Source organism: Aeromonas bivalvium (assembly GCF_000819765.1).
GTDB lineage: Bacteria > Pseudomonadota > Gammaproteobacteria > Enterobacterales > Aeromonadaceae > Aeromonas > Aeromonas bivalvium.
The window spans coordinates 166,966-182,160 of sequence record NZ_CDBT01000020.1; the positions used below are offsets into that span (position 1 = coordinate 166,966).

10 protein-coding genes and 1 pseudogene are annotated in these 15,195 nt (G+C 62.5%); 6 read left to right on the plus strand and 5 right to left on the minus strand.

What is annotated here, in order from left to right; genetic code table 11:
• Window positions 1-11 precede the first annotated feature (11 nt).
• From BN1119_RS08320 to BN1119_RS08335, 4 genes are all read right to left on the minus strand, one after another.
• Window positions 12-2,039, minus strand: a complete 2,028-nt coding sequence (locus tag BN1119_RS08320) for a prolyl oligopeptidase family serine peptidase (protein WP_041996427.1) — start codon at window positions 2,037-2,039, stop codon at window positions 12-14.
• Entirely contained in the window at window positions 2,039-4,198 is a 2,160-nt protein-coding gene (locus BN1119_RS08325) for a TonB-dependent hemoglobin/transferrin/lactoferrin family receptor (RefSeq protein WP_084205360.1), read from the minus strand. Before BN1119_RS08325 ends, BN1119_RS08320 begins: the two co-directional genes overlap by 1 nt.
• 258 nt (window positions 4,199-4,456) lie before the next feature.
• A complete protein-coding gene (locus BN1119_RS08330; RefSeq protein WP_041996433.1) occupies window positions 4,457-6,307 on the minus strand; it encodes a DUF3413 domain-containing protein in 1,851 nt (616 codons plus the stop codon).
• A 43-nt stretch (window positions 6,308-6,350) separates the two neighbouring features.
• On the minus strand, window positions 6,351-6,578 hold the full coding sequence (locus BN1119_RS08335; protein WP_005299589.1) for a YejL family protein: 228 nt from the start codon (window positions 6,576-6,578) through the stop codon (window positions 6,351-6,353).
• Between the two features lie 73 nt (window positions 6,579-6,651).
• Here BN1119_RS08335 and yejK point away from each other — a divergent pair, with 73 nt between their 5' ends.
• The 5 genes from yejK (at window position 6,652) to BN1119_RS08360 (ending at window position 13,164) form a co-directional block, all read left to right on the plus strand.
• Window positions 6,652-7,701: a nucleoid-associated protein YejK gene (gene yejK / locus BN1119_RS08340; protein WP_041996435.1), complete on the plus strand. Its 1,050-nt coding sequence runs from the start codon at window positions 6,652-6,654 to the stop codon at window positions 7,699-7,701.
• Between the two features lie 396 nt (window positions 7,702-8,097).
• Window positions 8,098-9,279, plus strand: coding sequence for a maltose/maltodextrin ABC transporter substrate-binding protein MalE (gene malE, locus BN1119_RS08345; RefSeq protein WP_041996447.1), 1,182 nt, complete (start codon window positions 8,098-8,100; stop codon window positions 9,277-9,279).
• A gap of 69 nt (window positions 9,280-9,348) precedes the next feature.
• Window positions 9,349-10,998, plus strand: a complete 1,650-nt coding sequence (malF, locus tag BN1119_RS08350) for a maltose ABC transporter permease MalF (protein ID WP_041996449.1) — start codon at window positions 9,349-9,351, stop codon at window positions 10,996-10,998.
• A gap of 10 nt (window positions 10,999-11,008) precedes the next feature.
• Window positions 11,009-11,899 (plus strand): maltose ABC transporter permease MalG, encoded by an 891-nt coding sequence (malG, locus tag BN1119_RS08355; RefSeq protein ID WP_041996451.1) that lies wholly within the window; start codon window positions 11,009-11,011, stop codon window positions 11,897-11,899.
• Window positions 11,900-12,027: 128 nt separating this feature from the next.
• Window positions 12,028-13,164 carry an ABC transporter ATP-binding protein gene (locus tag BN1119_RS08360; RefSeq protein ID WP_041996453.1) on the plus strand — a complete coding sequence of 379 codons (1,137 nt, stop codon included), beginning with the start codon at window positions 12,028-12,030 and terminating at the stop codon, window positions 13,162-13,164.
• A 246-nt stretch (window positions 13,165-13,410) separates the two neighbouring features.
• Here BN1119_RS08360 and ppk2 read toward each other — a convergent pair.
• Window positions 13,411-14,214: pseudogene (gene ppk2 / locus BN1119_RS08365) on the minus strand (polyphosphate kinase 2); the annotation flags it as partial.
• Window positions 14,215-14,352: 138 nt separating this feature from the next.
• On the opposite strand from ppk2, the gene BN1119_RS08370 reads away from it, so the two are divergent.
• Window positions 14,353-15,153, plus strand: coding sequence for an alpha/beta fold hydrolase (locus BN1119_RS08370; RefSeq protein ID WP_041996615.1), 801 nt, complete (start codon window positions 14,353-14,355; stop codon window positions 15,151-15,153).
• The last annotated feature ends 42 nt before the right edge of the window (window positions 15,154-15,195 follow it).

Below are 15,195 nucleotides of genomic sequence, written 5' to 3' on the forward strand. Positions count from 1 at the left end.
GAAGGCGGACATCAGTGACGGACCCCAGCCAGGGAGAGCAGGAAGGCATATTCACGGGCAGCCTTCTGCTGCGCGGTGCCCGCACTGGCGAGATGGCCGCCGTCGAGTTCGGTGTGCAGCAGATAGGGACCGGCCCCCGTGCTGTGGGCCCGCAGGCGGGCCAGCCACTTGAGGGGCTCCCAGTAGGGGACCTGGCTGTCGTGCAGCCCGGCCGTCACATAGAGGGGCGGGTAGGGGGCCGGGTGCAGGTTGTCGTAGGGGCTCAGGCGGCGCATGGCCGCATAGTCGGCCGGGATGGCCGGATTGCCCCACTCCCCGTACTCCTGGCGGGTGAGGGGCAGCTCGGGATCCTGCATGGTGCCGAGCAGGTCGACGAAGGGCACCTGCAACACGGCCCCGGCGAAGCGGGTCGGCGCCTGATTGAGGGCCGCCGCCACCAGCAGGCCGCCGGCGCTGCCCCCCATGGCGAACAGCCGGTCCGGATCGATGGCGGGATCCCGGGCCAGGCTGTCTGCCACCGCCAGGAAATCGTCCACGCTGTGTTGCTTGCGCTGGCCGCGACCCTCCTTGTACCACGCCTCCCCCAGCAGGCCCCCGCCGCGCACATGGGCGATGGCGTAGACGAATCCGCGATCCAGCAGGCTCAGCACCTGGGGCTGGTAGTAGGGGCGCATGGGGGTACCGTAGGCGCCATAGCCGTAGAGCAGCAGCGCCTTGGGCGCCTGGATGTCCTTGCGCCACACCAGGGAGACAGGCACCCGGACGCCGTCCTTGCCTACCACCCAGCGTCGCTCGCTCTGATAGAGGGGGCTCGCGACCGGTTTGTCAGCGGCTTGCCATTGACCGGAGGCGAGATCCAGCCAGCGCTGGTGCGGCGCCTCGGCCATGCCCTGGCGGCGGATCAGGATCTGCTGGCTGGCGGGATCATGGGCCCCCTGGATCCAGGCCGTGCCCGCCCCTTCGGTGAGCGCCAGGCTGTGGGTCAGCCTGCCGTCTGCGTCCAGCACATCGAGCCAGTCGTCCCCTGCCTTGCGGTATTGCAGCACTGTATAGCGGGCAAACAGGCGCCACTTCTCGAGCTCCCGGCCCTCGCCGGACCAGAGGGGCTGCCAGGGACCAGCCGCCAGGTTCGCCAGGCTGGGCGCCTGATAAAGCCCCATGGCCCCGTCCCGGTTGCTCTTGACAAGCACCCTCTCCCCCTGGGTATCCAGGTAGTATTCGAGGCCGCGTTCACGGGCCCTGAGCAGGGTCGGGCCGCCCTCATCCAGCAGGTATTGCTCCGAGCTGTCGTGGTTGTTGCTCTGCAGCACCAGGTGGCGGTTGTCCGTGGTGCGATAGAGGCTGAGCAGCCAGGCGGGATCGGCCTCCTGGTGCACCAGCGCCTCCTTGCCGGCCTGCCAGACCCACAGCTGCCAGGGGCGCAGGGTACGGGGTTCGTTGGCAATGGTGTAGAGGGTCTTGCCATCCAGGCTCCAGAGCAGATCGCCGGCACGGTGGGGCAGGGTGGTGAGCGTCTCGCCGCTCGCCAGATCCAGCACTGTGATGCGGTAGTCCCGATCCCCTCGGCTGTCTTCGGCCAGGGCAAGCAGGCGGCCATCCGGGTGCAGGGCCCAGGTGGCAAGCTCGTAGTACCCCTCGGCGGGTTGACGGGGGGCCAGCCGCTGGCGGGGGGTGGCATTGGCGCCGCTGCGCTGCCACAGGCTGCCGTCCGCCGCCATGCGCCACTGGCTGCCGGCCGCGCTCAGCCACTCTTCCGGCAGGGGCTCGCCCCGCTCTCTGGCCTGCCACTCCCCTTGCAGCGTTGTTTCGAGGGGCTTTTGGGCGGCGAGTTGCTCGTCGGTCCAGCGATTCTGCTCGCGCAGGAGCGCTAGCAGATCGGGGGTGCGGCGACTGTCGTCACGCCAGCCGCCATAGGGATCGAGGCGGGCTATCTCCCCCTTCATCATTTGTGGACGCTCGGGGATAAGGGGCGCTGCCTCCTGGGTTGCCTCAGGAAGCGGGGTGGCCAGCAGGCTGGCCAGTATCAGCAGGCTGTGCATCAGATCCCCACGAAGGTGTAGCGCAGGCTGGCACTGACGGTGCGGCCGCTCTGGGTGAAGAGTCCGGCGTCGGTACCGGCTTCCAGCCCGGCCACGTCCTGATAGCGGGTGTAGCGGGTGTCGAACAGGTTATCGAGCTTGAGGTTGACCTTGAGGGCATCGGTGATCAGCCAGTCCGCCGTCAGGCCCAGGCTGAACCAGCCTGCGCTGGTGAGGCAGGCATCCTGGCGCTTGGTCAGGCTGTTGCCGCAGCTGGGCACCCGGCTCATGGCCGCGGCGTAGTCCGCCTGCACCCCCAGGCTCCAGTCATGGGTCTGGTAGCTCAGGCGAGTGTTGCCCTCCAGCGGGGTCAGGGTGCGCAGTGCCTCGCCCTGGCTGTCTTCCCCGTCGACCCAGCCGAGCTTGGTGGCCAGCTCCCACTCCTGGGTCAGCCAGTAGTTGGCGGCGAGTTCCGCCCCCCAGGTCTCGGCCTTGGCCACGTTGCGGTACTGGCGCAGGATGACGCCGTCACTCAGGCGCAGCCCCACCTCGCGCCAGTCGATGAAGTTGTAGTAGCGGTTGTAGAAGAGGGCCGGCTTGATGCTCCAGCTCTCCCCCTCGCCACTGATCCCCCATTCGAAGCTGTGGCTGGTCTCCTCCTGCAGCTCGGTATTGGCGATGATCTGGAACGGCGGCAGGGCGAAGTAGTGGGGAATGTTGCCGTACACCTTGTCGTAGGAAGGGGCCCGAAAGCCGTTGGCATAGCTGAGCCAGCTGCGCCACTGCTCGTTGATGCGGTAGCTGGTGGCCAGGCTGGGGGAGAGATGCCAGCTGTGGTTCTCGCCCTGGTTGCCCTCTTGCGGGCGCAGCCACTGGTGATCCATGCGCAGGGTGGGGGTGAATTGCCAGCGGCCCAGGGTCGCCACGTCGCCGAGCCAGACCCCGGCCCGGTCGGTGCGGGCACTGCTGAAGGGCTCGGACTGGCTGGGCTGGGGCACTCCCGCCTCCAGGCTCAGCTTCTCCACCGGCCGCTCGTGACGGGTGCGCTCCAGCTCGACGCCATAGCTCAGCTTGTGGGCGATGGCGCCGGTGACGAGATCCCGGCGCACGTCCAGCTCGCTGCCGATGCGCTTTTCGGTGAAGGTGGCGATCTCCCGCTCGCTGCGATAGCGGGGATAGCCGCTCAGCAGATCGTTTTGCAGCAGGCTGCGCTTGGTGGCAGTGTTCTTGGAGTGGTTGCCATAGAGGCTCCAGGTGAACTGATCCGCCAGCAGGCTGTCGAGACCGCTCGCCTCCCAGCCAAGCTTGCCCCCCTGGGTGCGTTGAGTGCCCTGCTCGTGGTATTGGCGTACCTGCCACTTGCCGTCGGGCTGGGGCACTTCGCGCGGCCCCTGATCCCGCTTCGCATTGTCCTCGAAGTAGTCGAGCTCCAGGCGCAGCAGGTGGTGATCGCTTAAGGGGAAGCGTGAGCTGGTGGAGGCGCTGAAACCGTCCAGATCCGCCGGGATGCGGCTCTCGTCATAGTTGGCGGTCTCGTGCCCCTGCCAGCCGGAGACCCGCAGCAGGTGCTCGCTATCCAGTATCCGGGCGGCGCCGGTGGCGCTCAGTTTCTGCTTGTCGCTGCTGCCGTCCTGCAGCACCTTGCTGCCGAGATAGGCATCCTGCCCCTGCAGGTAGTCCTCCGGCTGCTTGGTGGAGATGACGATGGTGCCGCCGATGGCGTCGGAGCCATGGAGTGACGATCCCGCTCCCTTGGCCACTTCTATCTGCTTGACGTCATCGAGATCGAAGCTGAAACGGCCCACCTTGTCGTTGAGGTCGTCAGCGCCGAAGCCGTCGCTGACCCGCACCCCATCCTTGATGATGAGCACCCGGTTGCCGCCCATGCCGCGGATGATGATGTTCTGCGGCCGACCGGCGGAGCCGGTCACCGAGACCCCGGGCTCGTTCTTGAACACGTCGGTGAGCTCGGTGGCGACCTGGCGCTCCAGATCTTCCTCCGTGATGACGGTGATGGAGCCGGAGACATCGGAGAGCTTCTGCTCGACGCGTTGTCCCTTGACCATGATGGTCTCATGGACCAGGGGGACAGGGGCGGGCGAACCGGTCTGGGCCGGCTCGCTGGCGGCCAGGGCTGTTCCGGACAGCAGCATGGGCCAGTAATGAACGGGTGACTTCATAAATGATAATGATTATTGTTTTAGCCTGAAGGGCGCGGATTATTGCAGATGAACCCTGTTGTATCAATGATTGATAATCATTATCACTTCAGTTTTATGATCTTGATCGTATTGGCTTTTTTTGAGAAAGAAATCACTAGCCGAGAGGAATACGTTTTCGGATGACCCTGTCAGGGAGACAGAAGGGGGGCGCCAGCGGGATCCCGTGGCAATAAAAAGCCCGCCGAGAGGGCGGGCTGATGGGACTCGTCGACCGGGCTAGGGAGCGCGATAGAAGCGGTTGAGCTCGTTCATCACCTGGATCATGGCTCCCATGTCCGGGGTGGCGTGCTGGATGTGGCGATAGCTGTCCCAGTCGCGCAGCTCGAAGTCTCCCTGACGGTTGAACTCGGTGATGGTCTTGCCCTGATAGATGGCAAAATCATTCTGATCGCCGGCCAGCAGCCAGTTGCGCTGGCCCGGCTCGAACAGGGTGCGGCCGCTGCTGTAGTCCCGCTCAGGATTGCGCACCCCCAGCATATTGGGCATCAGGGTCGGTACCAGATCCATGTGGCTGGTCCCCTGCGCTATGCTGGCGGCGGCCTTGCCCGGCCAGGCCAGCACCAGGGGCACCTGCACCTGGTAGCGGGAGTAGTTGGTGCCCGAACCCCAGCTGTTGCGCTCAGTGTCGTTAAATTCCTGACCATGGTTGGCGGTGACGACCACTATGGTCTCATCGGCGAGGCCCTGCTGCTGCAGCTGGCTCAGCATCTGTTCGAGCTGCTGGTCGGCATAGAAGACGGCGTTCTTGTAGCGGTTCTCCAGCTTCTGGCGGTTCTCCGGGCGATAGGCGGTGGCCGGGTTGAACCGGGTCAGTTCGGGCTGGAAGGGGCCCTTGACGCCGGCAGGCACCTGATAGTCCCCCGGACCCGACAGATAGACCAGGGAGAACCAGGGCCTGTCGCTTGGACGCTGTGCCAGCCACTGCTGCCAGTCCGCCACCAGCTTGCCGTCATCTTGCTGCCGTGACACGAACACCTGCTTGCGCAGCCCGGCGAGTATGCTCTGGCGGTACTTCTCGGCATCATCAAGGGCGCCAAACAGGCCGAATTCGTAATCCTGGCGCAGCATCTCGTCCAGCAGGACCGGCGGCGTCTTGTCCAGACGAATGTCGTTGTAGTAGTGGCCGGGCAGGCCATAGAAGAGGCTGAACATGCCCATGACATCGTCGTTGCCGCCGCTCAGGTGATGGCGGAAATTGAGGTGCTGATCCGCATAGCGTTGCAGATTGGGCATGTTGATGTTGTTGAGCATGTCATAGCGCAGTGAGTCCACCACCACGATCAGCAGGTTCTGATGGGTCGTGGGGGCGCTGACGCTCAGGGGGCGCAGCGGGTAGCGCAGGCGGCTGTCGCCATCGCCGTCCTGGGATTCGGCCTTCTTCTCGTACTGATCCAGATCCAGCCAGCCATGCTTGACCAGGAAGCTCTTGGCCGTCATGGGGTAGGAGAGGGGGAAGTTCGCCTTCTGCATGGTGATGGGCTGATACAGGGTGGCGTCGGCCCAGCTGTTGACCACATGGGTCAGGATGAAGCAGGCGAGCAGGGCCAGCCCGACATGGTTGCCGTACTGGCGGCGCTTGCGCTTGTTGATCTTGCGCCACACATAGGCCGACAGCAGCAGTTGCAGCAGGAAGATGGTGGGCACGGCGACGAAGATGATGCTCCAGATAGAGCCCTCTTCGGTCTGGGCCTGTTCCAGCAGCAGTTGCCATACCTGGCCGTTCAAGTGGAACTTGAACAGCCGGAACACCTGGGTGTCGATGAGCAGCAACACCAACGCCAGGGTGGCCACCACGGCGGAGACGAAGCGCAGCAGCTTCTCCCTGGGCAGCACGAAGCTCAAGGGGAAGATGGTCAGCAGATAGGTGACGAAGCTCAGGAAGGAGAAGTGGCCAATCCAGCTGATGATGAGGTAGACGACCCCGAGGGTGGTCGATGGCCAGCCGATGGCGCCCAGATAACGGGTGGCGATCAGCATGGCCAGGATGATGTTGAAGAAGGAGAACCAATGCCCCCAGGTGATCAGGCGAGAAACGTTATCACGATAGGGGTTGCCGGTTTCGACCATAGTGATCCATCTACTTGAAAAACATCAAAGAATGCGAAGAAACTCAATGGGCATCGTGGCGATGATCCACCGAGGCGGTGAGGGCCTGGATGAACTTTTCGGTGATCGCCTGACGCTGGGCCGGGGCCATGCCATTGATGATGTTGGTGGTCAGATTGCCGAGCACCATGAGACTGAGATCCACCGGTGCCTTGTGCTTTTCCAGGGCGGTGATCAGGTCGTTCATCAGGGCGTCAAATTGCTCGTTATTGTACTTTGATACGATGGGCATAATCTTGGGTTCATCTCGGTTCAAAGCGCCTTATAATACTTCACCCTTTCGGCTAACACTATGGCTTTGTGACATGAGTCTCGATATCGACAAGATCATTCTTCACTCCCTGCGCCCTGGCAGTGACGGTCAACCCCACGCCGATACCCGCAGCCAGACGCTGGTCCCTGACGAGGCGGTGCAGGGGCTGATGGCAGAGCTGCATCGCATCTACAACGGCAAGGGGGGCAAGGGGTTCGGTTTCTTTGCCGATCCCGAGGCGGCCGTCGCCGAGCTGGCGGACGGTGAAGAGGCACCCAAGCAGCCGTCTCCCGCCTTTCGCATCGCCCTTGAGCAACTGCTCGGCGAGCAGATGGAGTTTGTCCCCTTCTCGGTCAGCATGACCCAGCTGCTGGTGAAGCATCTGGTGGAGCATGCCCTGGACGAGCAGGGTGTATTGCTGTTTGCCAAATACAACTATGTCGGGGTCGATTATCTGATGATGGCCCTGCTGGAGGGCAAGGAGAGCGTGACCGTGAGCGAGGCGCTCGAGCTCAGCCATATTCAATATCTCGACATCGGCAAGCTTAATCTGGTGGCCCGCATCGATTTGACCGAATGGCAAACCCAGCCCGATTCTCGCCGCTATATCACCTTCAGCAAGGGACGGGTCGGGCGCAAGCTCGGGGATTTTTTCCTCGATGTATTGGGAGCCCGGGAAGGCATGGATGCCAAGCTGCAAAATAAAGGCTTGCTGCAGGCGGTGGAGGATTATTGCGACAGCCAGCAGCTGGAGCCGGCCGAGCGCAATGATTACAAGAAGCAGGTCTTCAAATATTGCACCGAGCAGGCCAGCGCCGGTGAGGAGATAGAAATTCGCGAATTGTCCGCCGAATTGCCGGGGGACAATGATCTCGATTTCTACAGCTTCATCGGCAAGGAGTACGAGTTGGAGGACCGCTTCCCGGCGGACCGCTCCACCCTGCGGGGGCTGACCAAGTTTGTCGGCTCCGGTGGCGGCCTGACCCTGAGCTTCGAGCAGAAACTGCTGAACAGCCGGATCTTCTACGATCCCCAGACCGATACCCTGACCATCAGGGGGGTGCCGCCCAACCTCAAGGATCAGCTCACCCGCTCCTCGTAATGTGATCCGTCCCTGATTTTTGCCAAAAAGGCACCCGGCCTGGCCCGGGTGCCTTTTTATTTTGCCCGCGGGCAGGGCAAGAAACCGGGCAGGTGCTTTAGTTAGCAAATTAAACCATGAAGCCACCCTGAAAGGGTTTTCAGCCCAATGAAAACCCTTTCAATTATGTAATTATGTTTCAGTTAGGTAACTTATTTCCCTTATTGGTAAGAGGGGGTGGCGGTAAAATGCGGTAACTACCTGAAACAAGAAAATGTTTTCAGAACTTTCTGGAAAGAAGTACGTAATTGCATTTCAAAAATGCGAGTTGCGTCATGTGAGGCAATTGGGCTTTGGGATAATATTCATCCTGCACACAATGCTCTTGCAGCGCGGTACAACAACAAGGAAAGGCTCATGAAAAAGACATTACTCTCTTCTCTGATCGGTTTGGCTACCCTGGGTGTGGCTTGCTCTGCCACTGCGGCTATCGACGAGGGTCAACTGACCATCTGGATCAACGGCGACAAGGGTTACAACGGCCTGGCCGAAGTGGGCAAGCAGTTCGAAGCCGAGACCGGCATCAAGGTGACCGTGGCGCACCCGGATCAGGTGGAAGTGAAGTTCCAGCAAGCCGCCGCCACCGGCAACGGCCCGGACATCTTCCTGTGGGCCCACGACCGTTACGGTGAGTGGGTCAAGTCCGGTCTGCTGGTGCCCGTCACCCCGAATGCCGACGAGAAGGCCAAGTTCGAGCAGTTCGCCTGGGATGCCATGTCCGTCGATGGCAAGACCTACGGTTACCCGGTTGCCGTTGAAGCCGTGAGCCTGATCTACAACAAGGACCTGCTGCCCGAGCCGCCCAAGACCTTCGAAGAGATCGCCAAGATCGACGAAGCCCTGAAAAAAGATGGCAAGCGCGCCATCATGTGGGCCTATGACACCCCCTATTTCAGCTATCCGCTGGTGGCTGCCAACGGTGGCTACGCCTTCAAGAAGACCGCCACCGGTTATGACGTGAAAGACACTGGCGTCAACAACGCAGGTGCCAAGGCGGGCGTGGGTTACATCGCCGACATGATCAAGTCCGGTCACCTGGAGAAGGGCATCGACTACGGCGTCATGGATGCCAAGTTCAACAAGGGCGAAGTGGCCATGATGATCAACGGTCCCTGGGCCTGGAGCAACCTGGACAAGAGCGGCATCAAGTACGGCGTCGCACCGCTGCCGACCCTGAACGGCAAGCCGGCCAAGGCCTTCGTCGGCGTGCTGGGCGCCACCATCAACGCCGCCAGCCCGAACAAGGATCTGGCCGTCGAGTTCCTGGAAAACTACCTGCTGACCGACAAGGGACTGGCTGCGGTGAATGCGGACAAGCCCCTGGGCGCCGTGGCACTCAAATCCTTCCAGAAGACCCTGGAATCCGATGCCAACATCAAGGCGACCATGATGAACGCGCAAAATGGCGAGCCGATGCCGTCCGTGCCCGAGATGAGCCGCTTCTGGTCTTCCTTTGAAACAGCCCTCAAGAACGTCACCTCAGGCCGTCAGGGTGTCGATGAAGCCCTGGATACCGCTGCCAAGCGTATCGTTCAGTAAGCAAGCACTACCCGGGAGGCCTTCGGGCCTCCCACTTTTCCTCCCCTTGGCGTAATAAGGTTAAATGGCATGGAAGTAGTACCTTCTCTCGAATCCTATGCCGGTCCCAATGACAAGCACACCTGGCTTAAGTGGACCATGGCGGCGCTGATTGCCGTGCTCAACGGCTATGCGGCCGTGATGATGTATGCCAGCGGCGAATGGGTGTTTGCCCTGCTCGATCTGCTGGTGGTCTCCGTTGGCCTCTACGTCTTCATGAACAAGAAGACCTATGCCCATCGCTACATCTTTCCCGGTGTGGCAGGCATGGTGGTTTTCATCATCTTCCCGCTCGCCTACACCATAGGCATAGCGTTTACCAACTATTCAGGCGCGAACCTGCTCTCGGTCGAGCAGGCGCGCAATTATCATCTCAAGAAGAGTTACAAGGTCGCCGGCGGCGAGTTTGACTTCACCCTGCTCAAAGGGGAGAACAACCAGTATCAGCTGCTGCTCACCCAGGATGGTCGCCGCTTCGTCAGCCCCTCCCTGACGCTGATGGACAACAAGAGCCGCAGCCAGGCAGAGCGTCAGGCCAGCCTGATTGACACCGAGCAGCAGGTCACCCTGGTGCCCCTCGAGGGAGAGCCGGTCTTCTCGCCTGCGCCGATCCGCGAGATCGTCGCCCACAGGACCCACCTCTCCGAGCTGGATCTGGTGCTGCCCGAAGGGGGCATACAGCTCACCATGAGCAGCCTGCGCAAGTTCGCGGCGCAAAAGCCCCTCTATACCCAGCTGACGGACGGTGTGGTGCTGAAATCCGGGGTCATGCTCAAGGAGAGCAACCTGCTGCGGGACAATCAGCGCAACGAGCTGATGATGCCCAACCCAGAGACAGGTTTTTACCAGTACATCGACGAGCAGGGCCAGTTTGTCGGCAAGAGCGTGGCCCCGGGCTTCGTGGTCGCCGTCGGTTGGAAGAACTTCACCCGCATCCTCACCGATCCGGGCATCCAGGGCCCCTTCTTCCAGATCTTCGTCTGGACCGTCATCTTCTCGACCTGCTCCGTGCTGTTCACCCTGGCCATCGGCATGGTCGTCGCCTGCCTGGTGCAGTGGGAGCAGCTCAGGGGGCGTGGCTTCTACCGGGTCATGCTGATCCTGCCCTACGCCATCCCGGCCTTTATCTCCATCCTGGTGTTCAAGGGCCTGTTCAACCAGAACTTCGGCGAGATCAACCTGTTCCTGGAAGCGGCGTTCGGCATCAAGCCGGACTGGTATACCAACCCCTTCCTGGCCAAGGTGATGATCCTCATCGTCAACACCTGGCTCGGCTACCCCTACATGATGATCCTGTGCATGGGGCTGCTCAAGGCCATCCCGGACGATCTCTACGAGGCGTCCGCCATGGACGGCGCCGGCCCTGTCCAGAACTTCTTCAAGATCACGGTGCCGCTGTTGATGAAGCCGCTCACGCCGCTGCTCATTGCCTCGTTTGCCTTCAACTTCAACAACTTCGTGCTTATCCAGTTGTTGACCAATGGGGCGCCGGACATCATAGGGGCCAGTACCCCGGCCGGGACCACGGATCTGCTGGTGAGTTACACCTACCGGATTGCGTTCCAGGGTTCCGGTGGCCAGGACTACGGTCTGGCCAGCGCCATCGCCACCGCCATCTTCCTGATCGTCGGGGCCCTGGCACTGCTCAACCTCAAGCTTTCCAAAGCTGATCAACTGTAAGGGGCGGCCAATGGCTATCGTACAACCCAAGTCTGTCAAATACCGGGTGTGGGCCACCCACCTGGTGATGTGGTGCTTCCTGGCGTTGATCATCTTCCCGCTGATCATGGTCATCGCCATCTCGTTTCGTAACGGCAACTTCTCGGTGGGGGAGATCATCCCCTCCAATCCGACCCTGGATCACTGGAAGCTGGCGCTCGGCATGACCATCACCAACGCCGATGGCAGCGTCACGCCGCCGCCTTTCCCCGTGCTGACCTGGCTGTGGAACTCCATCAAGGTGGCCGGGGTCACGGCGCTGATGATAGTGGTGCTCTCCACCACCTGCGCCTATGCCTTCGCCCGCCTGCGCTTTCGTGGCAAGCAGACCATCCTCAAGGGGATGCTGATCTTCCAGATGTTCCCGGCCGTGCTGGCCCTGGTGGCCATCTATGCCCTGTTCAACAAGATAGGGGAGTACATTCCCTGGCTTGGCCTCAATACCCACGGCGGCCTGATCCTGGCCTACATGGGGGGCATAGCGCTGCATGTGTGGACCATCAAGGGCTACTTCGAGACCATCGACTCCTCCCTGGAGGAGGCGGCGGCCATCGATGGTGCCACCCCGTGGCAGGCGTTCAGGCTGATCCTGCTGCCCCTGTCGGTGCCCATCCTGGCGGTGGTCTTCATCCTCTCCTTCATCGGAGCCATCACAGAGGTGCCCATGGCCTCCATCCTGCTGCAGGATGTGGACAATCTGACCCTGGCGGTCGGGGCCCAGCAGTACCTCTATCCCCAGAACTACCTGTGGGGCGACTTCGCCGCGGCCGCCGTGCTGTCCGGCCTGCCCATCACCCTGGTGTTCCTGCTGGCTCAGCGCTGGCTGGTGGGCGGTCTTACCGCCGGCGGGGTGAAAGGGTAAGTGCGCCTGCCCGGCAGCCAGCGCCAAGGTGCTGCTGTGCGGGCGGCGTCAAAGATCAAGGTTTATGGCCGGGGGAGCCGACTCCCCCCGCCGTCACGATTTGCAAAGATTCAAGAGCGGAGCTCGTCATGGCTGAAGTAGTACTCAACAACGTTCGCAAGAATTACGATCCGGCGGTTCACAAGGACACGCTGCGCAACATCAACCTCTCCATCAAGGAAGGGGAGTTCATCGTCTTCGTTGGCCCGTCCGGCTGCGGCAAATCCACGCTGCTGCGGATGATCGCGGGTCTGGAGGACATCACCAGCGGCGAGCTGACCATAGGCGGGCGTTACATGAACGACGTGCCCCCGGTGGAGCGCAACGTCGGCATGGTGTTCCAGTCCTACGCCCTCTATCCCCACATGAACATCTACGAGAACATGGCCTTTGGCCTCAAGCTCAAGAAGATGGGGAAAGACGACATCCACAAGCGGGTGATGCGCGCCGCCGAGATCCTCGGCCTCGAGCCCCTGCTCGAGCGCAAGCCCAAGGCCCTCTCCGGCGGCCAGCGCCAGCGGGTGGCCATCGGCCGTTCCATCGTCCAGCAGCCCCAGGTGTTCCTGTTCGATGAACCCCTGTCCAACCTGGATGCCGCCCTGCGGGTCAAGATGCGCATCGAGATCGCCAAGCTGCACAAGGAGCTCAACTCCACCATCATCTACGTGACCCACGACCAGATAGAGGCGATGACCCTGGCGGACAAGATAGTGGTACTGAGCCCGCTCAAGGGGGAGGCCACCAGCAACCTGGAGCAGTTTGGCGCCCCGCTCGATCTCTACCACAACCCGGACAACAAGTTCGTGGCCGGTTTCATCGGCTCCCCCAAGATGAACTTCCTCTCTGGCGAGTTGGCCGAGATAGGCGAGCAGGAGTGCCTGATCAAGCTGGCGTCCGGGGATCGGGTGCGCGCCCGGGTCGACGCCCGGCGCGGTGCGGTCGGTGACAAGGTGGAGCTGGGGGTACGCCCCGAGCACCTGGTGACCCTGGATCACCCCCATGCCGACAGCAAGGTGACGGGTCTGGTCCAGGTGGCTGAACACCTGGGGGCCGAATCCTTCGTCTACATGGAGGTCGAGGGGCAGGACTTCACCGTCAAGGCCAATGCGGACATAGCGGTGAGCAGCGGGGAGTCCTACAGTGTCGGCATCCCGGCCGAGGCCTGCTACCTGTTCGATGCCAGGGAGCAGGCGTTCCCCCGCACCGCCAAGTACATTCGCGGCTGATGGTGCCGCCCCTTGCTGATTGTCATTCAATGCCTTTTTGCCGGCCCTCTGGGCCGGCTTTTTATTGGCGGCGAGATGAGGGGCTGGGCCCATGGCAGGGCCACCTAGGCCCTGCGTCCGTGATGAGCCCGGCTAGGGGGTGTTTTTGCCCGCGCCGCCCTTGCCTCTGGCGGGTTTCGTCTTCGGCTTGCCTGGCGCTTGCTTGGCTTGTTTGCCCTGGGGCTCATGGTCCTGGCTGGCCTTTTTGCTGCGCAGACGCTTGGCCACATCCGGTACCAGGGTCTGCATGGCGAGGGCGGGGCGCTCGTAGCCCTGGTTGTCGATGGGGGGCAGGGTGACGGGGGCGTACTCTATGGCCTGATAGGGGATCTGGCCGAGCAGATGGCTGATGCAGTTGATGCGGGCGCTGCGCTTGTCGTCGGCCTCGACCACGAACCAGGGGCTGTCCGTGGTATCCGTGTAGATGAACATGTCGTCCTTGGCCCGGGAGTATTCGGCCCAGCGCGAGCGGGACTCCAGATCCATGGGACTGAATTTCCAGCGTTTGATGGGGGTGTTGATCCGGTCGAGGAAACGCTTCTCCTGCTCTTCATCCGATACCGAGAACCAGTACTTGAGCAGGGTGATGCCGGCGCGGGTCAGCATGCGCTCGAACTCGGGGCAGGCCCGCAGAAACTCGCGATACTCGTCATCGCTGCAAAATCCCATGACCCGCTCGACCCCGGCCCGGTTGTACCAGGAGCGATCGAACAGCACCATCTCGCCGGCGGCGGGCAAGTGGGCGGCGTAGCGCTGGAAGTACCACTGGGTGCGCTCCCTGTCCGAGGGGGCCGGCAGGGCGGTGACCCTCACCACCCGCGGATTGAGGGGCTCGGTGATCGCCTTGATGACGCCCCCCTTGCCGGCAGCATCCCGCCCTTCGAACAGCACCACCACCTTGAGCCCCTCCTGCTTGACCCACTCCTGCAACTTGACCAGTTCGGCCTGCAGGGGCTGCAGCGCCGCCTCGTAGGCCTTCTTGCCCAGCTTGTGTCCGTTTTCCTTGCCCATGTGTCTCTCCTTGTTGATCTCTTGCCAGCTTGCCCCACTCGGCCACCCTGTGCCAGGGCCATATGGTAAACTTGGCTCCACATCACAGGCGCGGCACCATGAGGGTGGCCCCGCCAGACCCGCTTGTTCGAGGACATCATGAGACAGTTTGTGGAGATTGACGCCAGCCCGCTCGCCTATCTGGATGAGGGACGGGGGCCGGCCATTCTGTTTGGCCATGGTTATCTGATGGATGCCGAGGTGTGGCGTCCCCAGCTGGAGGCGCTCAAGGGGCGCTATCGCTGCATCGTGCCCGAGCTGTGGGGGCACGGCCAATCTGGCCCCCTGCCTGCCGCCAATGGCAACCTGACCGATCTGGCCGGCCAGATGCTGGCGCTGATGGACAGGCTGGGCATAGAGGAGTTCGTGCTGGTGGGCCAGGGCCTGGGGGGCTGCTGGGGCGTCGAGTTGGCGAAGCTGGCGCCGGCGCGGCTGCGGGGCCTGGTGCTGCTCAACTGCTTCGTCGGTTGGGAGCCTCAGGTGAGCGGGACACGCTACCAGGGCTGGTTCGATGAGATGGAAGCGGCGCGGCGGGTGCCCAGCGTCATCGCCGCCGAATGGACCGGCCGCTATCTGGCCCATCAGCCGGCCCCCCTGTTGCAGCAGGCCATGATGACGCGGCTCGACCAGTGGCCACCCGAGCGCATCGACTCCCTGGTGCGGCTGGGGCGGCACTGGGTGGGGCGAGAGGATCGCATCGAATGGTTGCAGTATCTCTCCCAGCCGAGCCTGATCATCATGGGGTGCGAGGACGGGATGCACCCGGTGCTGGAGGGGTATCTGATGGCCGAGGAGCTGGGGTGCCCTCTCAGGGAGATCCCCGGGGCCGGTCATCTGGCGAGCCTGGAGCGGCCGGAGGCGGTCACCACGGCGCTCGAGGCTTTCCTCGCCGTGCTGTGAGCGGGCGTTGATCTGGCCCGACACGACGACAACAGGCCCCCA